Origin of the sequence: Chryseobacterium sp. S0630 (assembly GCF_024158915.1) — a bacterium.
Classification (GTDB): Bacteria; Bacteroidota; Bacteroidia; order Flavobacteriales; family Weeksellaceae; genus Chryseobacterium.
The window spans coordinates 25,774-50,437 of record NZ_JAMZGF010000037.1; the positions used below are offsets into that span (position 1 = coordinate 25,774).

General features: G+C 36.2%; 23 protein-coding genes. 16 read left to right on the forward strand and 7 right to left on the reverse strand.

The window, feature by feature from the left end; translation table 11 throughout:
• The first annotated feature begins 275 nt into the window (after nucleotides 1-275).
• Complete coding sequence (proC, locus tag NK356_RS15860) at nucleotides 276-1,079, forward strand: pyrroline-5-carboxylate reductase (RefSeq protein WP_253317433.1); 804 nt, start codon at nucleotides 276-278, stop codon at nucleotides 1,077-1,079.
• Here proC and NK356_RS15865 read toward each other — a convergent pair.
• Nucleotides 1,069-1,482 carry a VanZ family protein gene (locus NK356_RS15865; protein WP_034694990.1) on the reverse strand — a complete coding sequence of 138 codons (414 nt, stop codon included), beginning with the start codon at nucleotides 1,480-1,482 and terminating at the stop codon, nucleotides 1,069-1,071. The two genes, proC and NK356_RS15865, sit on opposite strands and share 11 nt — an antisense overlap.
• A gap of 56 nt (nucleotides 1,483-1,538) precedes the next feature.
• Between NK356_RS15865 and lnt the strand changes: the two genes are divergently transcribed.
• A complete protein-coding gene (gene lnt, locus NK356_RS15870) occupies nucleotides 1,539-3,173 on the forward strand; it encodes an apolipoprotein N-acyltransferase (RefSeq protein WP_253317434.1) in 1,635 nt (544 codons plus the stop codon).
• Between the two features lie 225 nt (nucleotides 3,174-3,398).
• Here the strand turns inward: lnt and NK356_RS15875 are convergent, their stop codons facing one another.
• A complete protein-coding gene (locus tag NK356_RS15875; protein WP_253317435.1) occupies nucleotides 3,399-5,108 on the reverse strand; it encodes a T9SS type A sorting domain-containing protein in 1,710 nt (569 codons plus the stop codon).
• 243 nt (nucleotides 5,109-5,351) lie between these two features.
• Between NK356_RS15875 and rpmB the strand changes: the two genes are divergently transcribed.
• The 6 genes from rpmB to NK356_RS15905 all read left to right on the forward strand — a co-directional run bounded on the left by rpmB (nucleotide 5,352) and on the right by NK356_RS15905 (nucleotide 7,815).
• The gene (gene rpmB, locus NK356_RS15880; protein WP_002976757.1) at nucleotides 5,352-5,594 is read left to right on the forward strand and encodes a 50S ribosomal protein L28; all 243 of its coding nucleotides are present in this window, start codon (nucleotides 5,352-5,354) and stop codon (nucleotides 5,592-5,594) included.
• A 6-nt stretch (nucleotides 5,595-5,600) separates the two neighbouring features.
• On the forward strand, nucleotides 5,601-5,783 hold the full coding sequence (rpmG, locus tag NK356_RS15885) for a 50S ribosomal protein L33 (RefSeq protein ID WP_027373683.1): 183 nt from the start codon (nucleotides 5,601-5,603) through the stop codon (nucleotides 5,781-5,783).
• Between the two features lie 20 nt (nucleotides 5,784-5,803).
• Complete coding sequence (locus NK356_RS15890) at nucleotides 5,804-5,956, forward strand: DUF4295 domain-containing protein (RefSeq protein ID WP_002976755.1); 153 nt, start codon at nucleotides 5,804-5,806, stop codon at nucleotides 5,954-5,956.
• Between the two features lie 89 nt (nucleotides 5,957-6,045).
• Nucleotides 6,046-6,513 (forward strand): RidA family protein, encoded by a 468-nt coding sequence (locus NK356_RS15895; RefSeq protein ID WP_253317436.1) that lies wholly within the window; start codon nucleotides 6,046-6,048, stop codon nucleotides 6,511-6,513.
• 15 nt (nucleotides 6,514-6,528) lie between these two features.
• Nucleotides 6,529-7,482 carry a signal recognition particle-docking protein FtsY gene (gene ftsY / locus NK356_RS15900; protein ID WP_034694984.1) on the forward strand — a complete coding sequence of 318 codons (954 nt, stop codon included), beginning with the start codon at nucleotides 6,529-6,531 and terminating at the stop codon, nucleotides 7,480-7,482.
• Between the two features lie 72 nt (nucleotides 7,483-7,554).
• A complete protein-coding gene (locus NK356_RS15905; protein WP_034694983.1) occupies nucleotides 7,555-7,815 on the forward strand; it encodes a GlsB/YeaQ/YmgE family stress response membrane protein in 261 nt (86 codons plus the stop codon).
• Nucleotides 7,816-7,894: 79 nt separating this feature from the next.
• On the opposite strand, the gene sppA is transcribed toward NK356_RS15905, so the two are convergent.
• Nucleotides 7,895-9,652, reverse strand: coding sequence for a signal peptide peptidase SppA (gene sppA / locus NK356_RS15910; protein WP_034694974.1), 1,758 nt, complete (start codon nucleotides 9,650-9,652; stop codon nucleotides 7,895-7,897).
• A 20-nt stretch (nucleotides 9,653-9,672) separates the two neighbouring features.
• Here sppA and folK point away from each other — a divergent pair, with 20 nt between their 5' ends.
• The 6 genes from folK to fmt all read left to right on the forward strand — a co-directional run bounded on the left by folK (nucleotide 9,673) and on the right by fmt (nucleotide 17,524).
• Nucleotides 9,673-10,089, forward strand: coding sequence for a 2-amino-4-hydroxy-6-hydroxymethyldihydropteridine diphosphokinase (gene folK, locus NK356_RS15915; protein WP_034694973.1), 417 nt, complete (start codon nucleotides 9,673-9,675; stop codon nucleotides 10,087-10,089).
• Nucleotides 10,090-10,106: 17 nt separating this feature from the next.
• Complete coding sequence (locus NK356_RS15920; protein ID WP_034694972.1) at nucleotides 10,107-11,222, forward strand: hypothetical protein; 1,116 nt, start codon at nucleotides 10,107-10,109, stop codon at nucleotides 11,220-11,222.
• A gap of 48 nt (nucleotides 11,223-11,270) precedes the next feature.
• Nucleotides 11,271-12,797 carry an OmpA family protein gene (locus NK356_RS15925; RefSeq protein WP_034694971.1) on the forward strand — a complete coding sequence of 509 codons (1,527 nt, stop codon included), beginning with the start codon at nucleotides 11,271-11,273 and terminating at the stop codon, nucleotides 12,795-12,797.
• Nucleotides 12,798-13,003: 206 nt separating this feature from the next.
• On the forward strand, nucleotides 13,004-14,443 hold the full coding sequence (locus NK356_RS15930) for an OmpA family protein (protein ID WP_034694970.1): 1,440 nt from the start codon (nucleotides 13,004-13,006) through the stop codon (nucleotides 14,441-14,443).
• 77 nt (nucleotides 14,444-14,520) lie between these two features.
• Complete coding sequence (locus NK356_RS15935) at nucleotides 14,521-16,428, forward strand: ATP-dependent DNA helicase RecQ (RefSeq protein WP_034694969.1); 1,908 nt, start codon at nucleotides 14,521-14,523, stop codon at nucleotides 16,426-16,428.
• A gap of 148 nt (nucleotides 16,429-16,576) precedes the next feature.
• Entirely contained in the window at nucleotides 16,577-17,524 is a 948-nt protein-coding gene (gene fmt / locus NK356_RS15940) for a methionyl-tRNA formyltransferase (protein ID WP_034694968.1), read from the forward strand.
• Between the two features lie 77 nt (nucleotides 17,525-17,601).
• Here fmt and NK356_RS15945 read toward each other — a convergent pair whose 3' ends face one another.
• The 3 genes from NK356_RS15945 to NK356_RS15955 all read right to left on the reverse strand — a co-directional run bounded on the left by NK356_RS15945 (nucleotide 17,602) and on the right by NK356_RS15955 (nucleotide 20,481).
• Entirely contained in the window at nucleotides 17,602-18,183 is a 582-nt protein-coding gene (locus NK356_RS15945; protein ID WP_034694966.1) for a Crp/Fnr family transcriptional regulator, read from the reverse strand.
• A gap of 103 nt (nucleotides 18,184-18,286) precedes the next feature.
• Complete coding sequence (gene ribB, locus NK356_RS15950) at nucleotides 18,287-19,408, reverse strand: 3,4-dihydroxy-2-butanone-4-phosphate synthase (RefSeq protein WP_034694964.1); 1,122 nt, start codon at nucleotides 19,406-19,408, stop codon at nucleotides 18,287-18,289.
• Nucleotides 19,409-19,476: 68 nt separating this feature from the next.
• On the reverse strand, nucleotides 19,477-20,481 hold the full coding sequence (locus tag NK356_RS15955; RefSeq protein ID WP_253317437.1) for an LLM class flavin-dependent oxidoreductase: 1,005 nt from the start codon (nucleotides 20,479-20,481) through the stop codon (nucleotides 19,477-19,479).
• Between the two features lie 305 nt (nucleotides 20,482-20,786).
• On the opposite strand from NK356_RS15955, the gene NK356_RS15960 reads away from it, so the two are divergent.
• Nucleotides 20,787-21,635: a M12 family metallopeptidase gene (locus tag NK356_RS15960; RefSeq protein ID WP_034694959.1), complete on the forward strand. Its 849-nt coding sequence runs from the start codon at nucleotides 20,787-20,789 to the stop codon at nucleotides 21,633-21,635.
• Nucleotides 21,636-21,671: 36 nt separating this feature from the next.
• On the opposite strand, the gene NK356_RS15965 is transcribed toward NK356_RS15960, so the two are convergent.
• A complete protein-coding gene (locus tag NK356_RS15965; RefSeq protein ID WP_034694957.1) occupies nucleotides 21,672-23,798 on the reverse strand; it encodes a helix-turn-helix domain-containing protein in 2,127 nt (708 codons plus the stop codon).
• Between the two features lie 82 nt (nucleotides 23,799-23,880).
• Here NK356_RS15965 and NK356_RS15970 point away from each other — a divergent pair, with 82 nt between their 5' ends.
• A complete protein-coding gene (locus NK356_RS15970; protein WP_253317438.1) occupies nucleotides 23,881-24,333 on the forward strand; it encodes a hypothetical protein in 453 nt (150 codons plus the stop codon).
• Nucleotides 24,334-24,664: the final 331 nt, after the last annotated feature.

Consider the following 24,664-nt stretch of genomic DNA (forward strand, 5'->3'; position numbering starts at 1 on the left):
TGTAAGGCTGGATTCTTTCAGAATGACAAATACAACGCTTAGCTTATCCGTACACTTTGTCATTCCGATTAGGAATCTATGCATAGATGGGGTGGAAAAGCAAAGGACGAAAATAAAAATCTCATATTGAGCAAAATCGAAATATTCTTGCCCTTAAATGGCATACTATTTACAATCTTTGTGACTTTGCGCTTATCCAACAAAAATTAATTCAGAACCAATTCATATCCAGTCTCCGGAAAATCATTATTTTAGCTTAAAAATTACAATTTGCGATGAAAATAGCCATTCTTGGAGCCGGAAATATGGGGCTTTCTTTCTCAAAATCATTTTTGAAATATGAACTGATCAAACCTGAAAATCTGCATCTTATTATCAGAAATCAGGAAAAAATTGCCAAAATAGCTGAGGAATTTCCCAAATCTAAAATTTCCACTTTTGAAGAAGTAAAAGATATCGATGCTGATCTGATCATTATCGCTGTAAAGCCTCAGGATTTTCATGCAATAGCCCAAAATATTCAATTTACGTTCAAAGAAAACCAGATGGTTTTATCCATCATGGCAGGAATCAATATTGAAAAAATCCAGAAATTACTGAATCATCCGCTTGTTGTAAGAGCCATGCCGAACTCTCCTACCCTTCTGGGAATGGGAATCACAGGATATACTGCAGCCAATGGAATTTCTTTCAGCCAGTTAATCAATATTGAAAGATTATTGAACAGCACAGGAAGATCGGTTTATCTGGAGAATGAAGAACTTCTGGATGGTGTCACCGCCCTTTCAGGAAGTGGTCCTGCTTATTTCTATTATATCATCGATGCTATGATTAAAGCAGGTATTGAAATGGGAATTGAAGAAAATCTTTCCAAACTTTTTGTAAAACAGACTATGCTGGGTGCTTATCATCTGATCAATAATTCAGAAAAGAATCTTGAAGAACTGATTAAAGATGTTGCATCCAAAGGCGGAACTACTGAAGCTGCTTTACAAACGTTTGAAGAAAACAGTTTTAAAGAAATTCTGAAACAAGGAATTCTGAACGCCGAAAAACGAGCAAAGGAACTTAATAGTTAAATCTTTTTTCAATCAATCCACAAATCTTCCATCCCAGATACACCCCAAAAGTATTCAGGATGATATCGTCTACCTCAAATATTCCCATCCTGGTAAAATATTGAAGTGCTTCTACAATAACGATGCATGAGATAAAACCAAATAATAACGGCTTCAGTTTTCTCAGTTCGGGAATGACCCAACCCAGAAAACCAAAAGGAATAAACATTATGATATTCCCTAAAACAATCCTCACAATATCTATTGTCTTATTAGGTCCCTGAATAAATTTTATGGTAGAAAAAAAAGGTTCTACCGTAATAAGATTTTCCTCATATTGAAATCTGCCCATTCCTAAGAACATCAGATAGAGCAAAAACAGAGTATACGGAACAATAATGATTTTATAAATTTTCTTTAACATCGAACTGCTAATATATTCATTTCAAAAACATTAAATTTGTGTATTAAAATAATTTAATGAAATACGTTCTACTTACACTTATTTCAGCAATGCTGCTGTCGGTTTCATGGCCAACTTATGGAGTTCCGTTTTTTATATTTTTCGCTCTTGTTCCTCTTCTGATGATGGAGCATGGAATTTCAAAATTTTCAGATTATAAAAGGAAAAGCTGGATGGTCTTCGGATTGTCTTACCTGTGTTTTATCATCTGGAATGTAGTGACTACAGGATGGCTGTATGGTTCCAAAAACCCTGACGGAAGCCACTCTCTGATGGCTGTTTTATTTCCGGTGCTGGTTAATTCTCTTTTATACTCTTTGGTATTTCAATGCTACCATTGGTACAAAAATGCTCAGGGAACCTATTGGGGATTAGGATTTTTAATTGCTATCTGGATGAGTTTTGAAAAATTTCATTTAGGATGGGAACTTACCTGGCCTTGGCTGAACCTTGGGAATGTATTCTCAGACTACCCAAAACTAATCCAATGGTATGACACTCTAGGAGCAACCGGAGGAAGCTTCTGGATTCTCCTGATTAATGTACTGATTTTTTACACAGTAAGAACGTGGGAAGCCGGAAGAAAGAGGAAGGATTTGATCAAAAACTCGGCTATTATTGGAGCTTTAATTGCTTTACCAATGATTATTTCAGTAATCAAATACAATAATTTTGATGAAAAACCAATCGGACAGGTTAATGTTCTGATGCTGCAGCCGGATCTTGACCCTTATGCTGAAAAATATTCGAAAGACAGCCTGACCATAGAACAGGATTTATTAGCACTTGCTGAAAAAAACTCAACCGGTAAAATTGATTATTATATTGCCCCTGAAACAGCTCTGCCGGGAAGAGGATCTATTTCCGAAACAGCTTTTGAAAAGAGTTTACTTTTAAACAATATCAAAGGATTTTTATCCAATCATCCAGGATCTGTTTTTGCAACAGGAATTTCTTCACACCGATTTTTTTATAACCCTGCCGACTTGCCTAAGGAAGCGTACCAGATTAACAGTGGTGTTTGGGTGAGTAGTTATAACACAGCTATTCAATTGGTTCCTAATCAAAAAGTTCAGGCTTATCACAAAGGAAAATTAGTACCAGGTGTTGAGATATTTCCTTATATGAATGTTTTAAAACCATTGCTTGGAGATGCCATGCTGAATCTGGGAGGAACAGTAGCTTCTTTGGGAACAGATAAAGAAAGAGTTGCCTTTTCAAACCCTTACAATAAAGGAAAGCTGGCTCCTATCATTTGCTATGAAAGTATTTATGGTGAATTTGTAACAGACTATGTAAAAAAAGGAGCTAACTTCTTAGGTATTATGACCAACGACTCCTGGTGGGGCGTTACAGAAGGACACAAACAACTTTTATCTTATGCTAAACTAAGAGCTATTGAAACCAGAAGAGAAATTGCCCGTGCTGCCAACAGTGGAATTTCTGCCCATATTAATGCTAAAGGTGAAATAACTGCCGATACTTTCTATGGGGATCAAACCGCTTTATTTGCGAAAGTGAATCTGTATGATAGCATGACCTTTTATACCAGAGCAGGTGACCTTCTTTCAAGGTTTTCCATATTTGCGCTAGGGTTTTTATTATTTTATTACCTGATTGAATGGTTCAAAAAGAAAACGAAGAAAGCTTAGTTTTTAAACACGAATTGCACAAATTGATGCACAAATAACACAAGATCTGCGTGATCTGCAAGATTTGCGAGCCTTATATTTTCTCGCTGATTTTGCAGATTACGCTGATTTTTATTTTATGAAGTTTTACTTTGCTTTAAATAGGTAAAATATTAAGACTTAAAAAAGAGAAAAGCCAGCTGGACGTCTGGCTTTTCTCATTGATAGAAGATAGAATTGATTCAATTACTTAATCGTAAGCTTCTTTGTGGTTATTTCGTTTTTTATCTTCAGTTTTAATAAATAGACTCCTTTAGGTAAATGAGAAACATCAATTGACTGGTCTCCATTTACACTGATATTCAGTTTTCTTCCATCCATCGAATACATTTCGGCTTCCGAAACTTTTTCTCCTTTGATATATACTTTATCTGATGTCGGATTCGGGTAGATAACCAATTGTTTTTCAGATTTGATTTCAGCTGTTCCCAACACACTCTGTGCAGAAGCATCAGAATATACTTTTGAAGCATCAATAGATTTCACACTCCAGTATACATTTTGAATGGACGGATCAAGCTCAAGAAACCATGATGGTGTTGTTACTACATATTTTGCAATATCATGAGCTCCCTGTGTAGATCCTACGGTGATTTCATAACGTAATGCATTCACCGGAGTTTTATCATCCGATGCCCCACTCCATGTGAAATTAAAACGATTTCCGTTTTTAGTCAGATTCAATTGAGTAGGTGCTGCAGGTTTTGCATTGGCTGCTGTGGAATTATTTTTAAATACTTTAGTCAGTGAAGGCAGATCAGAAGTAGCCCAATCGAATCCACCCAATAAGATATCCAGATGATGATCATTATTAAAATCAAAAAGCTGTACCAGTCCCGGACCTCCAAGCGCAGTAATACCAGTGACAGTTCCTTCATTGAATTTATGATTGGAAACATCATAGATATAGGTTTTCACAACAGCGTTATAATCTTCATTTCCTGAAATAATAAAGTCGTAATAGCCGTCGTTATTTAAATCTCCAACACTCAATGCTACATCTGAAATATCGTTTACGGCAATCGCCTGAGGAGTCAATGTCCCGGTACCATCATTCATGAGAACAGCAAAATAGGGATCATCATTCCCATCTCTTCCAATCACCACAATATCCTGAAAACCATCTGCATTAAAGTCTGCATAATCTATTTTGCCCACTGCTACAGGCGCAAGATCTTGTGTAGGAGTGAGAACTCCAGCCTGGTTCATGTACACTTTGGATACTGCATCTCCATTGATATCTGATCCGATAATCACAAGATCCAACAGGTTATCATTATTAAGGTCTACCACTTTAAAACTTCCGCTCTGAGTTCCATCTACCCAATTTCCTGTAAGATCAAAACCGGTACCCGTATTTTTGTAATAATCCAAACTATTTCCAAAACCTCCTCCGTGAGCATACTGAGTTCCATTAATTGCATAATCAGATTTCCCATCATGGTTAAAATCAAAAACTTCCAGAGATCCATAAATTTTTCCCGGCAATTCTGCTTCTTTTACAAATCCTGCACCTGTATTTTTGAATCGGTATTGTTTATAATTAACAACATCCATATAGCTGAGTCCTGTGGAAATAATATCCATCAGGCCATCATTATTATAATCAATGAATTTAATATCTCCAAGATGGGTCACATCTGCTCCCAACCCAACAAACGGCAATAAAGTTGTCCCATTATTCTGATATACTTCATTATAAGTACTGTCTACATTTCCGTCACCATCGGAATCAATCGCTCCATTGAGCACAATATCAAGCGTACCATTGTTATCTATATCTGCGATATCAGCTGCAGAATAATAAAAATTATTCATGCTGGTCTGCACCTCAGTAAAGTTCTGAGCCATCAGACTGACAGGTACCATAGACAATAAAATATAAATCCTCCTCATAGTTGTTTTTATTTAGATTAATTAAAAACAAAGATAGAATATTAAATTCTGCGGGTAAAAAAAAGCGTGTATGAAATATATCAGCACCCTTTATCTGCTGTATCCCAAGGATTCTACTATTTTAAAAATTCAATATTATTAATCAGCCACTTATTTATAAATATTTTCCAAAAGATTTGTCTATCTAAAAAATTCTTCGTTATTTTGCACTCTCAAATATTATACAAATAAGAACATCGAGATATGTCAAGAATTTGCCAAATAACAGGAAAGCGTGCAATGGTTGGTAACAACGTTTCTCACGCTAATAACAAAACGAAGCGTCGTTTTGAAATTAACTTATTAGAGAAGAAGTTTTACCTTCCGGAGCAAGATAAGCACGTTACACTGAAAGTATCAGCTCATGGATTGAGAGTGATTAACAAGATTGGAATCGAGGAAGCTATTGAAAGAGCTACTAGAAACGGATTGATTAAAAAGAATTAATAAATCATGGCAAAAAAAGGAAATAGAGTTCAAGTAATCCTTGAATGTACAGAGCACAAAGAAAGTGGTATGCCAGGAATGTCTAGATACATTTCTACAAAAAATAAAAAGAACACTACAGAAAGATTGGAATTGAAAAAATACAATCCTGTTCTTAAGAGATCTACCCTTCACAAAGAAATTAAGTAATTTATAAATAATAACTTACCATGGCAAAGAAAGTAGTAGCAACCCTACAAAGCGGTCAATCTAAGAAGATGACTAAAGTGGTGAAAATGGTTAAGTCTTCTAAATCAGGAGCTTACGTTTTCGAAGAAAAAGTAATGAATGCTGATGAAGTAGATGGTTATTTAAAAAAATAATCAGTACTTTGTTTACAATATAAAAAACTACTCATTTTTTGGGTAGTTTTTTTGTTATCTTTGCTCACCAGATTATTAATCAGTAAAGTATGAAAAAGATACTTGTTCTGGCCTGCACAGCAACTTTTCTATTTTCATTCAGTCAGAAAACGATGAATTCTGCAGAATATAAAAGTTCGCCAAAAGTTTTCAACATTAAAGGATTATCACAATCAGTAAGTATTGACTGTGGAAATTCTAAAATGATTTTGTTATCCGGACAGGTTCCTCTGGACTCTGAAGGTAATCTTGTGGGAAATACGATTGAAGAGCAAACGCAGCAGGTTTTCAAGAATATTGATAATATCCTGAAAGAATATGGAGGTACAGGAAAAGATATTATCAAACTGGTAATTTATACCACAGACATCAAAAAAACACCTGATTTCAGAAAAGTAAGGGATTTGTATGTCAATCTTCAAAATCCTCCCGTAAGCAGCCTCGTAGAAGTGAGCAGGCTTTTCAGAGATGATGTACTTATAGAAGTAGAAGCCACAGCAGTGATTAAAAATAAATAAGAATAAACTAAAACTATGAGTTGGTTTAAAAATATTTTCAAAAAGGAAGAAAAAGAAACCTTAGATAAAGGATTGGAAAAATCCAGCCAGGGATTCTTTGAAAAAATGACGAAAGCCGTAGTCGGTAAAAGCAAAGTAGATGACGAAGTTCTGGATGATCTGGAAGAAGTACTGATTGCTTCCGATGTAGGAGCCTCTACCACTATCAAAATCATTGAAAGAATTGAAGAACGTGTTGCCAGAGATAAATATGTAGGAGTAAATGAACTTGACAAAATTCTTCGTGATGAGATTTCAGGATTATTGCTTGAAAATCCTCATGCCGGCACAGGGAATATCGATACTTCCAAAAAACCCTACGTCATCATGGTTGTAGGAGTAAACGGAGTTGGAAAAACAACAACCATCGGAAAACTGGCTCACCAGTTCAAATCGGAAGGTAAAAAAGTAGTACTTGGAGCTGCAGATACCTTTAGAGCTGCTGCTGTTGACCAGCTTGTTATCTGGAGCGAAAGAGTGGGTGTTCCTATTGTAAAACAGGAAATGGGATCAGATCCTGCTTCAGTAGCCTTCGATACAGTACAAAGTGCCGTTGCTCAAAATGCTGATGTTGTCATCATTGATACCGCAGGAAGACTTCATAATAAGATCAACCTGATGAATGAATTGTCCAAGATTAAAAGAGTGATGCAGAAAGTAATTCCTGATGCACCTCATGAGATTCTATTGGTACTTGACGGCTCTACAGGACAGAATGCTTTCGAACAGGCAAAACAGTTTACAGCAGCAACAGAAGTAAATGCTTTAGCAGTAACCAAACTGGACGGAACAGCCAAAGGAGGTGTTGTAATCGGTATCTCTGATCAGTTCCAAATTCCGGTAAAGTATATTGGTGTAGGCGAAAAAATGCAGGATTTACAACTTTTTAATGGTACGGAATTTGTAGACTCATTCTTCAAGAAAAGATGATTTATATCATGTTTTCCCTTATATTAGCAAACAAATCATTTTTAAATATTAACAATAAAAAAATTTGCAACTATGGGAATTATAACATGGATCCTATTTGGTCTTATCGCAGGTGCTATCGCTAAAATGATCATGCCGGGAACTCAGGGAGGAGGATGGCTTATCACTATTATCCTTGGAATTCTTGGAGCATTTGTAGGAGGAGCTATAGGAGTTTACGTTTTACACTGGGGAGATGTTACTTCATTCTGGAATCCTAGAAGCTGGATTCTCTCAATTGGAGGCGCTTTAATCATTCTCTGGATTTACGGAATGGCAACAAAGAAAAGCTGATATAAAGGCTGATAAAAAAAATAAAATCCCGGATCTGAAATTTCAGGTCCGGGATTTTTGTATACAATATAAAATTTAGTTAGTCGTTAATTCTAATCTGATAAGGCATTTCCATTTTCACCTCAGACTGCAGTTTCTTGTTTGTAATCTGCTGCAGAATCTCATAGTTGGATTTCCCAATCTTGTTCTTGATAATTCTGGCAGAAACGTCCTCTTCATTCAGGTCTTTAAAGATTTGCTCAAACGGAGTCATTCTCTTAGGGAAAGCCTCTACATGATAAGATTTTAATCCTGCTTTCTGAGCGGCAAACTTCACTGCATCTGTTAAAGTACCCAATTCGTCTACCAATCCTATTTCTTTTGCACGAACGCCACTCCATACTCTACCACCTCCTACATTGTCAATCTGCTCAAAAGTTTTCTTTCTGTTCTGAGTCACAAAGTGTACAAATCTCTTATAAGTACCTTCTACACTTCTTGTCATCATATTCACTCCGTAAGGGGTTACTCCGTTTAATCCGGAATAATACATAGAGTTGGCATTGGTGGAAACAATATCTGCACGGATTCCGTTTTTAGCTGCAATATCTTTGTAGTAAGGCATCACCCCGAACACTCCGATAGAACCGGTAAGTGTGTTAGGCTCTGAATAAATTTTATCCGCAGCCATCGCTACATAATATCCTCCTGATGCCGCATAGTCACCAAAAGAAACGATCAGTGGTTTTTTCTTTTTCAGCTGCTGTAGTTCAAATAAGATTTCATCTGAAGCATTAGCACTTCCTCCCGGAGAGTTGATTCTGAAAACAACTGCTTTCACTTTATCATCCTCCTGAAGTTTTTTAATATACTTCACATATTTCTCAGAATGAATATCATTGTATTCATCTCCGTTATTAATAGATCCCGAAGCATAAAGTACTGCAATCTTTTCACCAGATTTATCTTCATCCGCATAAGAGTTGATATAACTTGTCAAAGAAATCTTGTTCAGTTTATCTTCATTTTTCACACTTAACTTCGCCTTAAGAAGATCTTCGTATTCTGATTTCTGGATCAGTTTATCGGCTAGTTTATATTTTAGGCTTTGCTCAGGAATCATTCCATATAAACTGTCTGTAATCATTCTGAACTGAGCAGTATCAATTTTTCTTGAAGCTGCCATTTTATTGGAAGTATTTTTCCAAAGGTCATTCAAAAGCGTACTTAACTGTTCTTTATTTTCAGGTGAAATATCATTTCTTATAAAAGGTTCTACCGCAGACTTGAATTTACCGTGACGGATTACTTCAATTCCGATCCCGTATTTATCTGCAAAATCCTTGAAGAAAGTAACCTCTGTAGAAAGACCTTTTAATTCTACCATTCCTGCAGGATGCAGATAATATTTATCAGCAACAGATCCTAAATAATAAGCAGACTGTGATACGCCGTTTCCATATGCATACACAAACTTTCCACTCTTCTTGAAATCTTCAATAGCGTTTCTAAGATCATCAATCTGAGTAAGTCCTGCAGATAAATAATCAGTTTCTATACTGATTCCTTTAATATTATCATCCGTTTTTGCTTTATTGATAGCTTCCAATGCATCATATATAAGGATACTTTTATTTTGAGCTCCTAAACCGAATAATCCCATCTCTTCTTCAGTGGGGCTATCGATTATATTTGTCTTTAAATTAATCGTAAGAACGGAGTTCTTTTTTACCGCCACCGACTTATCATTCCCCATCGCACTGAACACAAGCATCATAATGAAAAAGATGAAAAATAGAGCGCAAAGTATGATAATTGCTACTATATTTGCCAAAACATTTTTAAAGAAACTTCTCATAAATCAATCAATTTTCTAATATGTCGCAGCATAAGGTCGTTTTGTTACTAGGAAGTAACTTAGGAGAGCAAAAAAAAAATGTAGAGCTTGCATTAAAGATGATAAATGAAGCCGGAAATCACATTTCACAAACCAGCGAATTTTTAATGTCTGACCCTGTAGAGTTTGTCAGTTCCAATATTTTTTGTAATATTGCAGCAATAATATTCACTCATCTTTCACCAATCCAACTGCTTGATTGTATTAAGAATATAGAAATTGAGATGGGAAGAATTAATGATTCAAAAGTATCCGGAGGTTATACTGACAGGATTATAGACATTGATATCATTAAGTATAATGAGTTAAATTTTAAGTCAGAAAGGTTAGAAGTCCCTCATAAAAAACATCTTTTTGAAAGGGATTTTTCCAGAATATTATTGAAAGATTTTATTTAAAACATAAAACATATTGTATGAAATTAGGTTTATTATTATTGGCTACGTCATTGCCAATTGCAGCTTTCGCACAGAGCAGCGGCACTACAGTAAACTCTTCCACAGAGTACCCTAATACATTCTCCTCAGGTTCCGCTAATGTACAAACTTTCGACAACAAATCCAGACGTTTCAGAGACTGGTCTATTTCTGTTGGAGGAGGTCCTGCATTTATGGTACACTCCGATTTAAAATCTATCCGCAAGGATAAGACCAATTGGGGTTACAATGCATACGTAAGCGTAGACAAACAAATCACACATGCATTCGGGCTAAGCCTAATGTATATGAGAGGAGAAACGAAACAGACAGCCCAGCTTCCCGGTGCTGCAGGTGTAAAATCAGGAATAGCGACTGCAACCACACAATTTGACAACATCTCTTTATTAGGAGATATCAACTTCTCGAACTTATTCAGAAGAGTAGACAACCACTCTCCATACAGATGGGCTTTCCATGGATATATGGGAATTGGAGTTCAGGGATTCAGAACATCACTACATGATAACGACGAATTCAGATGGAGTAATACTCCAAGAAGAACGCCTTTGTTCATAAAACAAGACATTGATATCAACTCTATCTTCTATCAGGGAGGTTTAGGAATAAAATACAATGTTTCTAAACTTATTGACGTTGAGGCAAGAACCATGTACATCATCAGTGGTGATGATGAATTTGATGGTGGCGGATGGGCAGATCCTAATGATTATGATCCTTCCACTCCAGGTTCAAAATACAACATGCTAAACCCTAGAAGATCAGATAATGCATGGACGGTAAGTTTAGGTGTATCCTTCAAATTAGGAAAACACGAATCTCACCTTGCATGGCATGACCCACTTCAGGAAGCTTACTACAGAACCAGCGTTCTTGAAAATGCAAGTACTGACCTTGTTGTTTGTGAAAAAGGAGATGCAGACAATGATGGAGTATGTGATGACTGGGACAGACAGCTTGACACTCCTGCAGGTGCAAGAGTAGACGGTGCCGGAGTTGCTTTAGATATGGATCTGGATGGCGTTATTGACCTTTACGACAAATGCGTGACTGTTCCCGGGCCTGTTGAAAATAACGGATGCCCAATTAAATAATAAAACTTAAACTTTTTTTCAAAAAAAAGAATTATATAATTATACACGATGAAATCAAATTTAGCAATTATTGCATTAGCATTGGCTATTCCTTCGGCCAACTATGCACAAGACTCATTGGCAGTTTCCAAAGGAGAATATCCTAATACATTTTCTTCAGGATCTGCCAATGTTGCACCTTTCACCAATCAATCAAAAAGATTTAACGATTGGTCTATTTCTGCCGGGGTGGGAGTTCCGCTTATTCAGTCAGGAGATCTCACTTCCATAAAAAATGGTAACGGTAAAAACCTTTTTGGATATTCAGCGTATGTAAGTATTGATAAAGCGATTACCCATGCTTTTGGGATCAATTTACAGTATGACAGAGGTGAAACCAGACAAGGATGGTTCAATACTAAAAATGCAGCACCAGATGCATCTGCAGTAGGAGCAAGAACCCAGTATGACGCAATCTCCATTTTAGGAGATATTAATTTTTCTAACTTATTAAGAAGAGTAGACAACCATTCTCCTTACAGATGGGCGCTTCACGGATATGCAGGTATCGGTACAATCGCATACAGAGCCTACCAGAAAAACGGAAGTAACAAACAGACATTAATGACTGAAATCAAGCCTTTCCAATTAGGTTCGATGTTCATGCAGGCTGGTACAGGTCTTAAATTCAAAGTCAACAGAAGAATCGATATTGAAGGCAGATTAATGTATGTAATAACCGGTGATGATGAATTTGATGGTGGCGGAGACAAATATAGCGCCATCAATAAACGTGAAGAACAGGTTTCTGATAACTTCTTCAATGCAACATTGGGACTTTCTTTCAAATTAGGAAAGCACGAATCTCATTTAATGTGGCATGACCCGCTTCAGGAAATCTACTACAAACTAGATGTATTGGCTAATAAAGACCAGGATATCGAAGTGTGTAAAAAAGGAGATGCTGATAACGACGGGGTATGTGACGATTGGGACAGACAGCTTGATACTCCTGCAGGAGCAAGAGTAGACGGTGCCGGAGTTGCCCTTGATACAGACTTAGACGGGGTTATTGACCTTTACGATAAGTGTGTAACCGTTCCCGGACCTGTTGAAAACAACGGATGCCCTATCGTGAAAGATCATAAGGAAACTGCTGTAGAAGTAGAGAGAACTCTTAAAGATATTTATTTCAACTTCAATAAGGCAACTATCAGACCTGAATCTAATGAAAAGTTGGATCTGGCAGCTTCAATTATTAAAGAAAACGGAGGTAACTACCTTTTAACAGGACATACAGATATCAAAGGAAATGCTGCCTACAACCTTAGATTGTCTAAAGAAAGAGCAGCTGCTGTAGTAGGAGCTCTTGAAAGCAGAGGCATTAATGATAATGTACTGAAATCAAGAGGAGTTGGTTCTGCTGAAGCAACAATCCCTGCATCAGCTTCAGATGCTGAAAGACTGGCAGACAGAAAAGTGACTGTAAGATTTATAGAAAGTTCTGAATGGGATTCTATCAAAAAGAAAGACTATGAGGATGCTCCTGTAAAAAAAGCAGTGAAAAAAGTTTCAGCTAAGAAAAAGAAGAAATAATTTTCAAATACATCATAAACCGAAAAGAAAAATTCTTTTCGGTTTATTTTTTTCTACTCCGAATTTTTTACATACCTTTATCATTATTTTCAGGATAACTGACATAAAATGCATTAGAAATTGGTGATTTTGTCTTGAAAAAATTATACAAAATCGCTTTTAAAATAAAAGTCATTTAAAATAACTTAACTTAAAAAAATAACACTATGAAATTAAGTTTAGCAATTGTTGCATTAGCGCTGGCAATTCCTTCTGCCACATATGCACAAGACTCAACGGCAGTTTCAAAAGGAGAGTATCCTAATACATTTTCTTCGGGATCTGCTAATGTTTCCCCATTCACCAATCAATCTAAAAGATTTAACGATTGGTCTATTTCTGCCGGGGTGGGTGTTCCACTTCTTCAGTCTGCAGATTTGACCTCAATCAAAAATGGTAACGGTAAAAACCTTTTTGGATATTCAGCCTATGTAAGTATTGATAAAGCGATTACCCATGCTTTTGGGATCAATTTACAATATGACAGAGGTGAAACCAGACAAGGATGGTTCAATACTAAAAACTCAGCACCAGATGCATCAGCAGTAGGAGCAAGAACTCAGTATGACGCAATCTCTCTCTTAGGAGATATTAACTTCTCTAACCTGTTAAGAAGAGTGGATAACCATTCTCCTTACAGATGGGCACTTCATGGATATGCAGGTATTGGTACTATTGCCTACAGAGCCTACCAGAAAGACGGAAGTAACAAACAGACATTAATGACTGAAATCAAACCTTTCCAATTAGGTTCTCTGTTCATGCAGGCTGGTACAGGTCTTAAATTCAAAGTCAACAGAAGAATCGATATTGAAGGTAGATTAATGTATGTGGTAACTGGTGATGATGAATTTGACGGAGGCGGTGATGCTTACAGCGCGATTAACAAGCGTTCTGAGCAGGTTTCTGACAACTTCTTCAATGCTACCCTAGGTCTTTCTGTAAAACTTGGAAAACACGAATCTCACTTAATGTGGCATGACCCACTTCAGGAAATCTATTACAAACTGGATGTACTGGCTAATAAAAACCAGGATATCGAAGTATGTAAAAAAGGAGATGCTGATAACGACGGGGTATGTGACGATTGGGACAGACAGCTTGATACTCCTGCAGGAGCAAGAGTGGACGGTGCCGGAGTTGCGCTTGATACTGACTTAGACGGTGTAATTGACCTTTACGATAAGTGTGTTACAGTTCCAGGACCTGTTGAAAACAACGGATGTCCTGTAGCTACAACAGGACCTGTAGTAGAAACAGAAACTAAGTTGGAGGGAATTGAGTTTGATTTAAATTCTGACAGAATTTTACCATCAAATACGCCAATCTTAAACAATGCTGTAAACTACATCAATTCTTCAACTGGTTCTTATAATGTAATCGGAGCTACTGATACAAGAGGTACTGATGCTTACAACCAAAAACTATCAGAAAGAAGAGCAAACAACGTTAAGAACTATCTTATCAAAAATGGTGTTCAAACAGGTAAACTACAGGCAATAGGAAAAGGTGAAAAAGACCTTAAATACCCTGAGTGTGAACCGGCAACGAAGTGCCCTGAATGGAAAAACAGAGCCAATAGAAGAGTATACTTCGAAGCTAAATAATAAACATATTGATATATCATATGAAAGTCACGCCCTGCGTGACTTTTTTTGTCTAATTCTTTCCTTATTTTTACAACATGATTTCTCCGCAGGATTTTCAAAAGCTAAAATATGATACTCTTAAGTATTTCTGGGGTTATACCGACTTCAGAGATTCTCAGGAAGAAATTATCAATGCTGTCATCAATGAAAAAGACACCTTGGTTCTACTACCTACCGGAGCAGGAAAGTCTTTATGCTATCAACTTCCAGCCTTATTGAAAGAAGGAACCTGTCTTGTTATATCTCCTTTGCTGGCACTGATGAAAGATCAGGTTAATCAGCTTAAATCACGTGGGATAGAAGCAGAATATCTGTCCTCCGAGCTGGATGAATATGATGCAGAAGCAGTGTATGACCGTTGTAAAGAAGGACTTACTAAACTACTCTATGTTTCTCCTGAAAGACTTACCAATAGTCAGTTTATTCAAAACATGGAGGAAATTCAATTATCCTTCATTGCTGTGGATGAAGCTCACTGTATTTCAGAATGGGGTCAGGATTTCAGACCCAGCTACCAGAATATAAAAGGATTCAGAAGTAATAATCCTGAAATTCCTTGCCTTGCTTTGACTGCAACAGCAACTCCAAAAGTTCTTGAAGAAATCAAAAATAAGCTGGAACTGAAAAATCCTTTTGTTTTTCAAAAGAGTTTCAAAAGAGAAAATATTAAAATTTTCACCGATGAAGTTTCTGATAAATTTCAACGTGTTTTTGATATTTTAAAATATAGCAATGACTCTGGGATTGTATATGTAAGAACAAGAAAAGAAGCTGAACTGCTGGCAGAATTCCTGAAAAAGAATCAACTGAAAAACGTAGATTATTTCCATGCAGGCTTAACAACCAAAGAAAAAAATGCAAGACAGCATCTTTGGAACAATAGCGACAACCATGTTCTTATTTCTACCAATGCCTTTGGAATGGGTATTGACAAAGACAATGTTCGTTTTGTGATTCACTATTCCCCTGCTGCCTCACTGGAAAACTATTATCAGGAGATCGGAAGGGCCGGAAGAGATGGAAAAGACAGTTTTGCCTTCATGCTTTGGAACAAACAGGAACTATTGAATTTTGATCAGGTTCTAAAAAATCAGACACCCAATAAAGCTGAATTTTTGAAGATCATTAGCTACCTCTACTCTATTTTTCAGGTAGCAGAATTTGAACTTCCGGAAAAAACTTTTCAACTGAATAGTCTGAGTATACAGAATTTCACAAAACTGTCGAAAGCAAAAATCAACAATGTACTCAATTTTCTGCACAACCAGGAAATTGTCTACTACAACGATTATAAAAGTCTGTCTTCACTTGAACTTTTTATCAAAGCTGATGAGATGGACCAGCTGCCCCAAAAAGATGCCCATTTTATAGAGCTTCTTTTCCGTAATATATCAGGCATTACCACCCACAAAGTAATGTTCAGTGAACAACAGGTAAGCAACAAAATCAATATCAGTGTTCCTTTGATCAAAGAACGGTTGAAAGAACTTCAGCAAAAGAATTATCTTGAATATATCGATGGGGCACTAGCCAGTATTAAATTCCTGAAACCACGTGATGAAAGAGCTGTGAATAGCGCTTACTGGAAATTATTTGAACATATTCAGAGAAACAAAATTCAGAAATGGGAAGAGATGAAATTTTACGTAGAAAATAATGACTACTGTAAAATGAAACTTATCCTTGCCTATTTTGGTGAAAAAAATTCAAAAAACTGTGGCCAGTGTTCTGTCTGTGAAAAAAATAAGCAGTCTATCTTTGGTAAGAACATTTCTCAGCAAATCATCAATTTATTGGCAAAAAAATCGGCTACCATTGAAGAACTGTCTATCCAGCTCAGCTATCATTCTAAAGAAAATATCCTTGAAAATCTGATCTTCCTTTTGGATTCAGGAAAGGTAAGAATGTTGAACTTCAGAACATATGCGCTTAATCATGAGTAATCAATGATAAGCAATGAATAATGATAGATACGGTGGAATAAAATGTATGTGTTTTGATAAAATACTTTAATGATTTTATCTCTACAACACTGCCACTCTCCCACGCTAATACCTTCCGACTCTCAGCTCAAAAACTTATCTTTGCAGTATGAAATCATTGAAAGTCGTTTTTTTAGGGACTCCTGAGTTTGCAAAAACTTCTTTGGAGGCAATCCATCAATCTCACCATCAGGTGGTAGGTGTTGTAACTGTGGCCGATAAGGCAAGCGGGCGTGGACAGAAAATTCACCAGTCACCTGTAAAAATCTATGCAGAAGAAAACAATATTCCTGTTTTCCAGCCGGAAAAATTGAGAAACCCTGAGTTTCTGGAAGAACTTAGAAAACTGGATGCTGATGTTTTTGTAGTGGTAGCATTCAGAATGATGCCTAAAGTACTTTTTGAAATGCCTAAAATGGGAACTTTCAATCTTCATGCTTCATTACTTCCTGATTACAGAGGTGCTGCGCCTATCAATTACGCAGTGATCAACGGAGAAGAAAAATCTGGAGCAACTACTTTCTTCATCAATGAAAAAATAGATGAAGGTAATATTCTTCTTCAGCAGGAAATGGAAATTTTACCGGACGAAAATGCAGGAAGTCTTCACGACAGATTGATGGAAATGGGTTCAGGTCTTGTTGTTAAAACATTAGATGGCCTTGCTGAAAATGCTATTGAAGAAAAACCTCAGCCACACGTTGAGCATCCTAAAAATGCTTATAAAATTTTCAAGGAAGATACGAGAATCAATTGGGAACAACCTTCAAAAACCGTTCATCAGTTTATTCTGGGAATGTCGCCTTATCCTGCAGCTTTCACCACTTTAAAAATTGACAATGAAGAAAAGGGCTTAAAAATATTCGGGGGTAAATTTGAACTTTCTGATCACGGAAAACCAGCCGGAAGTCTCGATATTTCGAAAAATGAATTTAAAATCTATACCCAGGACGGAATTTACTATCCTTTGGAACTTCAATTGGAAGGTAAAAAAAGAATGATGGTAAAAGATTTTCTGAATGGCTTCCGAAATTTTGACGGAATTACATTAGGCTAAAAATAGATTATATCTCATATAGAAAAGTCCCGAAAGTATTTATAAACAAACTTTTGGGACTTTTTATTTTCCAGCCATCAGTTTTTACTGACAATTTTCTTTCTGATTCTGCTTATAAATTCAGGCGTTACTCCCAGATAGGCGGCAATCTGAATATTGGTAAGACGGTTTGCGGTCTGTGGGTAATCTTTTAAAAATTCAACATAACGTTCATCTGAAGGCTTGCTTAAATTATCAATGATTCTACGCTGTAATGCAATAATTGACTTTTGAAACTTAAGTCTCATTAATCTTTCAATCTCCGGCATTTCGGCATACAGTTTTTCTTTTTCCTTTTTGGGAATGAGCAGAATCTCACTATCCTCCAGCGCCTGAATATTGAGCTTTGAAGGAATACGGTTGACAAAGCTGTCAATATCGGAGATCCACCAGTTTTCAATTCCAAAATACAATATCTGTTCGGCGGCATTATGATGGGTATGAAAAACTTTAAAGCAGCCACTCACCACAAATCCTTCAAATTCACAAATCTCTCCTTCTTTTAAAAGGAATTCTTTTTTCTTTATTTTCTGAAGACTAAAGGCATTGCAGTATTTTTCCAGCTTTTCGTCTGAAATATCAATATATCCCCGGATGTGTTTTTTTAAAGACTCAGTCATGGTTTAAAAATAAAAAAAGGTTTAGAAAAATCCTAAACCTTATAAATTTGTATTACAAACAGTCATTTATTGTGAAAACAATTCACTATTGACCATTCATTAACTATAGTTGTACCATCTCAGTCACCTCTACATCATATCCTCCAACCTGAGGTTTGATATTAGGGTTTTGAGTGATTACTTTAAACTTGTTGATTCCTAAATTCTTTAAGATCTGCGTTCCGATTCCATAGTCTCTGTAATTGTACGCTAATGTAGGATGCTGCTCCTGCCCGTCCTGATAGTTCAGGAACTGCTGAAGCTTTCTTAATGTATTTTCAGAATTAGAAACGTTGTTGATAAAAATAATAGCTCCTTTTCCAGCTTCATTAACCATACCTGTTACTTTTTCCAACAATGGTTTTTCACCGTTGTTCAGTCTGGTCAATACATCAAAATAAGAATCTGAAGACTGTACTCTTACCAAAACAGGCTCATCTACTGTCCAAGCTCCTTTTGTCAATGCAAAGTGGATTTGATCATTGGAAGTCTCTCTGAAAGCATAAAAATCAAAATCACCGTAGTGCGTTTTCACTTTTTTCTCTTCAAGTCTTTCTACCAGATTTCCTTTTTTAAGCTGATAGTGGATCAGATCTTCGATAGAAACGATCTTCATATCATGTTTTTGAGCAAAAGCGTGAAGTTCAGGAAGACGAGACATTGTTCCGTCTTCATTCATGATCTCACAGATTACTCCTCCTTCTTTCAATCCTGCTAAATGCGTAAGATCAATCGCAGCTTCAGTATGTCCGGCTCTTTTTAATACTCCACCTTTTCTTGCACGAAGCGGGAAAATGTGACCAGGTCTCATAAAGTCTGTAGGCTTGGATTTCTCATCCATCAGTGCTAAAATAGTTTTTGCTCTGTCCCCTGCAGAAATTCCGGTAGATGTTCCGTTACCCAAAAGGTCAACCGATACGGTGAAAGCAGTTTCTTTAGGATCGCTGCTTCTGCTTACCATTACTTCAAGGCCTAGCTCATCACATCTTTTTTCAGGAAGCGGCATACAGATCAGTCCTCTTCCGTGAAGCGCCATAAAATTGATAATTTCCGGTGTTGTCAGTTCTGCTGCACAAAGAAAATCACCTTCATTCTCTCTGTCTTCATCATCTACTACTATGATTATTTTACCATTTTTAAGGTCTTCAATAGCCTCTGGAATAGTATTTAATTTAATATCGGACATGTTTACTTTTTATTTGTGCAAAGATACTCATAAAAATAAGCATCTGCCAATTAATTATGTATGGTTTATTACGCTTTGGATAAAGAGTCTGCCGCCTCTCTGAAAATCTCGTAAGATCTCAATCTTTTCTGATGATCGTAGATATGTGAATTAATCATCAGTTCATCTACCTGAAATCTTTCCTGAAAATCTTTAAGCTTTTCCTGAACTTCAGCCTGATCTCCGATAAACGTATATCTCAGCTTCTGCAAAACCATAGATTTTTCCATTGGCGACCAGATTTCATCCATGTCATCCACGGGTGGAGCAAAAGGTTTTCTGTCGTTTCTTACAATATTGATAAATGCCTGGAATAAAGTCGTCGAGATTTTATGGGCTTCTTCGGATGTTTCAGCCGCTACCCCATTTACACAAGCAATGATATAAGGTTTGTCTGCATATTTTGACGGCTCGAAATGTTCTCTGTAAATTTTAAAAGCCATTTCCATCTGCTCAGGAGCAAAATGTCCTGCAAATGCGTATGGCAAACCTAGTTCTGCAGCCAGCCATGCACTATCTGTACTTGATCCCAGAATATAAAGCGGAATATCCAACCCTTCTCCCGGAATGGCACGAACCATCGCATCTGAATTTTCTTTTGAGAAATATCTTTGAAGCTCAAGGATCTGTCTTGGAAACTGTTCATTGATAATCGCAGGATTTCTTCCTAAAGCCTGAGCTGTTAGCCCATCTGTTCCCGGAGCTCTCCCTAATCCAAGGTCTATTCTTCCTGGAAATAAAGACTCCAAAGTTCCAAATTGTTCTGCAATGATCAGAGAACTGTGGTTGGGAAGCATAATTCCTCCTGAACCTACTCTGATTGTTTTCGTTCCATTGGCGATGAAACCTATTAAAACAGAAGTTGCAGAGCTTGCAATACTTTCCATATTGTGGTGTTCTGCCAGCCAGAATCTTTTATAATTTAAATTTTCAGCGTGATTGGCTAATGATAAGCTGTCCTGAAAAGTATCATGAATGCTTTTGCCTTGCTTTACCGGTGCAAGATCTAAAACAGAAATTTCAAAATTTTTCATATTGAGATCGTTAATTTTTCCAAAGGTGATAAGGAATCTCCTCTGTCAATTTCATAATTCTAAATTGGCTCTTAAAACCATACAAATTTAAAACTTAAAAACTGCATTAGTTACTTTTTGTAATTAATAAAAACAATGGATCAGTTCAGGGAAAAACTATTGGAATAAAATTTTTGTTTATTTGATTTTGCCTATGTAATTTTTAAAGTAAATAATAATGTTAAAAACTTTATTTTAACAAAAATAATTCAATAAAAAGAGACATATTCATTATATTCGTATACCAAATTTTTAAAAACTTTAATATGAACAAAAAAACAAACAGCCTGTTTTATAAGCAGATGCTGACAGGAAAAGCTGTCTTTATGAGTTTTCTTATTGCTGCTACATTTTCGTCTTGCAGTAAAAACAATGAAGAAATTACTTCTGAAGCTCAAACCAATGCATTCAACGCAGAGAATGTAAAAAAAGGACAATTGAACGGCCAGGAAATTACCTATGAAAGAAAAAACGGAATGAATTTTTTCCAGGGAGATATTGTTCTTACCGACAAACAATTATCAGAAGGGAATGAAGTTAATAAAGGCGGCGCCAGCTATTCAAGATGGCCTAATGGTAAAATTTACTATACCATTGCCAGCAATATGGGTTCTATCAACGTCAATAAAATTAATTCTGCAATCAGCGAGTATAATAATAAAACCAATACTCAGTGGATCTACCGCACCAATCAGTCTAATTATGTTGAATTTATTTTCGGAAGCTCATCAGGATCTGATGGATGGGCGCATATCGGGTATCAGGGCGGAAAACAAACTGTTTCTTTGGACCAATACATTTCTGTAGGTTCAGTCATTCATGAAATGGGACATACTGTGGGACTTTACCATGAACATACACGTAAAGACAGAGATCAATATGTAAAGATTCTGTGGAATAATATTCAAAACGGACAATCTTATAATTTCAATATCTATAATTCCGGAACAGATATAGGACCGTTTAATATTAACTCTGTGATGATGTACTGGCCAACCTCTTATTCTAAAAATGGCTTACCAACGATTACCAGAGCTGATAACAGCAATTTTACTTATAACAGAACCGGATTTACTACCGGAGATATCAATACCATCAATGCGATGTATCCTTAAATTTTTAAGAATCATCAATCCATAAAAAAAGAACTCTTATGAGTTCTTTTCTTTTTTATAATTATAATGATTAATTAAAATCCTGATTTCGTTAAATTCAAAATGATTGGGCAATGCATTCTTCCACTCGGTTAAAGTTTCGTGTGGATTTTTGTAGAACTCATCTTCAAAGGCTTTGATTTTATCTGAAGTAATGACTCTGGCGATATCCAGCAATCCCTGTTCTGCAAATTTGGCAAGATGTCCGATAACAGTTTCTTTCACCAAACCTCTTTCTAAGGCAATTTCTCCGATCGTTTTTCCTTGTTCAAACAGCTGGAAAGTTAAAACTTGTGACGGAACTTTAGCAATTTTCAGATTGATTTCTTTGTCATTCTTTTCATCTAAAAGTTTAGTTTCAAGAAGATGTATCTCTCTCAGACTGTTCAGATATTCTTCAATGTCTTCCAACCAGCTTTTAAATTCTTCGTTATATTGTTTTAGACCTTTCGCACCTTTTATTTCGGCATAAAATTCTTTTAAAGGATCGAAAATTTTATTTCTGGTTTCTGTAAAAAAGAAATTAACAGCACCTTTTGATTTACTCTCAATTTCGGACCACTCTTCTTTCTTTTCAATAAAATTATTGACTTTCTGAAAAATGATACGTTCCAATTTCTCAAATATCTTTCCAAGATTTACCGCTTCATGTTTCAACTGAAGATAAAGCTGTTTGGTTTTAACGTGATCAATATTCTTGGTAACGATGGAAAGGTTATTCCACTCTTCCACTTCTTTCAAAAACCATGTACAGTCTAATGTACGTAATACTTTTCTGATACTGTAATCATATTTTTCCTGATTCAGAATCGCCTCCACATGGTCATTGGCAATCGTATCCGTGTGGAAATGTAAAATCCTGTTATCCTTGAAAATAACTTCGGGAGTAATTTTTGATTTTAAAACTATTCCTTCCAAAGTTCTGCAACGGGATAAAGCTACATAGACCTGACCGGCAGTGAAACTCTTTCCGGCATCAATAATCACTTTATCAAACGTTAATCCCTGACTTTTATGAATCGTAACCGCCCATGCTAATTTGATTGGAAACTGCTCGAAACTTCCCAACACTTCTTCCTGGATATTTTTATCAGTATCAAGGAAATATTTCTTCTGTTCCCAGGTTTCTCTTTTGACAACAATTTCATTTTCACTTTCGTCCAGTACAACACGGATTTCATTTTCATCCAATCCGATGATCTCACCCAGTTTTCCGTTAAAATATTTCTTCTCACCGGAAATATCATTTCGGATAAACATGATCTGAGCTCCAATTTTCAGTTCTAAAAACTGTTCGTTCGGAAATTGGTTTTCTTTGAAATCGCCTACCAATTTAGCTTCATACACCTGAGGATCAACTTTTATTTCTGTCAGTTTTTCCTGATTGATCTCATCTGCCATTTTGTTGTGGGAACACAGATATACATAAGATTCTTTTCCCATATCAAAGTCAGGATCATACCTTTCATTGAGATGATTGAAATCTATATTATCCACATCACCATCACGGATAGCATTCAGAATTTCCAGAAACTCTTCGTCAGACTGTCTGTACACTTTTGTCAGTTCAATGGTAACAATAGGAATTTCTTTAATGGCATGACTGTCAAAAAAGAAAGGTGAGTTGTAATACATTTTCAGGATATGCTCATCCCTCACTACCGGAGGAAGCTGAAACAAATCCCCGATAAAAAGCATTTGTACACCTCCAAATCTCTGATTATTCCTTCTGATGAATCTCAAAGAAAAATCCATCATATCCAGAACATCAGCCCTCAACATTGAAACCTCATCAATGATAATAATTTCAACTTCTCTCAGAAGTTTCAGTTTGTCTTTACGGTATTTGAAATGGGGCATCAGATCGGCAATATTATTAGCCAAACTGGTATCTATCCTTTCTGTAGTAGGAAGAAAGGTTCTTAAGGGCAGTCCAAACATGGAATGGATGGTTACTCCTCCTGCATTAATGGCAGCAATTCCCGTGGGAGCTACTACAATATGCTTTTTCTTTGTACGCCTTACAAAGTCATTAAGAAATGTCGTCTTTCCTGTTCCGGCTTTCCCGGTTAAAAAAACGCTTCTGTTCGTATATTCTATTAAGTCAAAAAAATGATTATTCATCTTCGTCAAAAATACGGAAATGAATTTGAATTTCTTACCTTGGCATAAGTTTTGAAAATTCTTAAAAAGAAAAAAGTTTATTGTGAAAAAATTATTCTTTCATATCCCGGCAATAGTATTGTGTACTACATTAACTTTAGTTTCGTGTAATACATCAAAGAGTGCCAATACCAATCTTCCCATTGATATAGCTGACAGACCTGCTGACGAAGACAGTCAGAAATATGAACAGGCACAGCTGGATAGATTAAAAGCTTCTATTGAATCTGAAGTATCAGGAGAAAAATGTATGGATGCCAGCCAATGGGCATTTGCTCCTATGGGATCAAAAGCCTGCGGCGGACCTCAGCAATACATTGCCTATCCTAAGAAAATAGAAGCGACTTTCTTACCAAGGGTGAATGAGTATACGGATAAAGTGAAAGCTTTTAATGAAAAGTATAATATTACGTCTGACTGTATGATGATCGAGCCACCTACATCACTCAAATGTATCAATGGTAAGATCAGGCTTATTACACCGGATAATAATTAACAATAAAGCAAAGGTTCTATATCAAATCGAAAAAGCTCTGTTTCAGAACAGAGCTTTTATATTTATTTTAAATAGATCAATAAGTGAATTTTGCTTCGCAAGTGAATAGTGAATTTTTACACCAAAAAAATTGACAAGCGCAGCGGATTGACGATTCACCTTTCACTATTTCATAGTCAATAAGTGAATTTTGCTTCGCAAATAAATAGTGAATTTTTGACACCAAAAAAATTGACAAGCGCAGCGAATTGACTATTCACTATTCACTTAATATCCTAAAATTGATGATCCTTCACATTCTCTTTATACCATGATGAATATTTCACATAGT

What these genes read in the sequence shown, in the direction of transcription:
- NK356_RS15895 (WP_253317436.1), top strand. Translation starts at nt 6,046, where the DNA reads ATGAAAAAGATACTTGTTCTGGCCTGCACAGCAACTTTTCTATTTTCA.
- ribB (WP_034694964.1), bottom strand. Translation starts at nt 19,408, where the DNA reads ATGTCCGATATTAAATTAAATACTATTCCAGAGGCTATTGAAGACCTT.
- folK (WP_034694973.1), top strand. Translation starts at nt 9,673, where the DNA reads ATGTCGCAGCATAAGGTCGTTTTGTTACTAGGAAGTAACTTAGGAGAG.
- rpmG (WP_027373683.1), top strand. Translation starts at nt 5,601, where the DNA reads ATGGCAAAAAAAGGAAATAGAGTTCAAGTAATCCTTGAATGTACAGAG.
- NK356_RS15890 (WP_002976755.1), top strand. Translation starts at nt 5,804, where the DNA reads ATGGCAAAGAAAGTAGTAGCAACCCTACAAAGCGGTCAATCTAAGAAG.
- ftsY (WP_034694984.1), top strand. Translation starts at nt 6,529, where the DNA reads ATGAGTTGGTTTAAAAATATTTTCAAAAAGGAAGAAAAAGAAACCTTA.
- NK356_RS15965 (WP_034694957.1), bottom strand. Translation starts at nt 23,798, where the DNA reads ATGAATAATCATTTTTTTGACTTAATAGAATATACGAACAGAAGCGTT.
- NK356_RS15955 (WP_253317437.1), bottom strand. Translation starts at nt 20,481, where the DNA reads ATGAAAAATTTTGAAATTTCTGTTTTAGATCTTGCACCGGTAAAGCAA.
- proC (WP_253317433.1), top strand. Translation starts at nt 276, where the DNA reads ATGAAAATAGCCATTCTTGGAGCCGGAAATATGGGGCTTTCTTTCTCA.
- rpmB (WP_002976757.1), top strand. Translation starts at nt 5,352, where the DNA reads ATGTCAAGAATTTGCCAAATAACAGGAAAGCGTGCAATGGTTGGTAAC.
- NK356_RS15945 (WP_034694966.1), bottom strand. Translation starts at nt 18,183, where the DNA reads ATGACTGAGTCTTTAAAAAAACACATCCGGGGATATATTGATATTTCA.
- lnt (WP_253317434.1), top strand. Translation starts at nt 1,539, where the DNA reads ATGAAATACGTTCTACTTACACTTATTTCAGCAATGCTGCTGTCGGTT.
- fmt (WP_034694968.1), top strand. Translation starts at nt 16,577, where the DNA reads ATGAAATCATTGAAAGTCGTTTTTTTAGGGACTCCTGAGTTTGCAAAA.
- NK356_RS15960 (WP_034694959.1), top strand. Translation starts at nt 20,787, where the DNA reads ATGAACAAAAAAACAAACAGCCTGTTTTATAAGCAGATGCTGACAGGA.
- NK356_RS15925 (WP_034694971.1), top strand. Translation starts at nt 11,271, where the DNA reads ATGAAATCAAATTTAGCAATTATTGCATTAGCATTGGCTATTCCTTCG.
- NK356_RS15865 (WP_034694990.1), bottom strand. Translation starts at nt 1,482, where the DNA reads ATGTTAAAGAAAATTTATAAAATCATTATTGTTCCGTATACTCTGTTT.
- NK356_RS15905 (WP_034694983.1), top strand. Translation starts at nt 7,555, where the DNA reads ATGGGAATTATAACATGGATCCTATTTGGTCTTATCGCAGGTGCTATC.
- NK356_RS15935 (WP_034694969.1), top strand. Translation starts at nt 14,521, where the DNA reads ATGATTTCTCCGCAGGATTTTCAAAAGCTAAAATATGATACTCTTAAG.
- NK356_RS15930 (WP_034694970.1), top strand. Translation starts at nt 13,004, where the DNA reads ATGAAATTAAGTTTAGCAATTGTTGCATTAGCGCTGGCAATTCCTTCT.
- sppA (WP_034694974.1), bottom strand. Translation starts at nt 9,652, where the DNA reads ATGAGAAGTTTCTTTAAAAATGTTTTGGCAAATATAGTAGCAATTATC.
- NK356_RS15875 (WP_253317435.1), bottom strand. Translation starts at nt 5,108, where the DNA reads ATGAGGAGGATTTATATTTTATTGTCTATGGTACCTGTCAGTCTGATG.
- NK356_RS15920 (WP_034694972.1), top strand. Translation starts at nt 10,107, where the DNA reads ATGAAATTAGGTTTATTATTATTGGCTACGTCATTGCCAATTGCAGCT.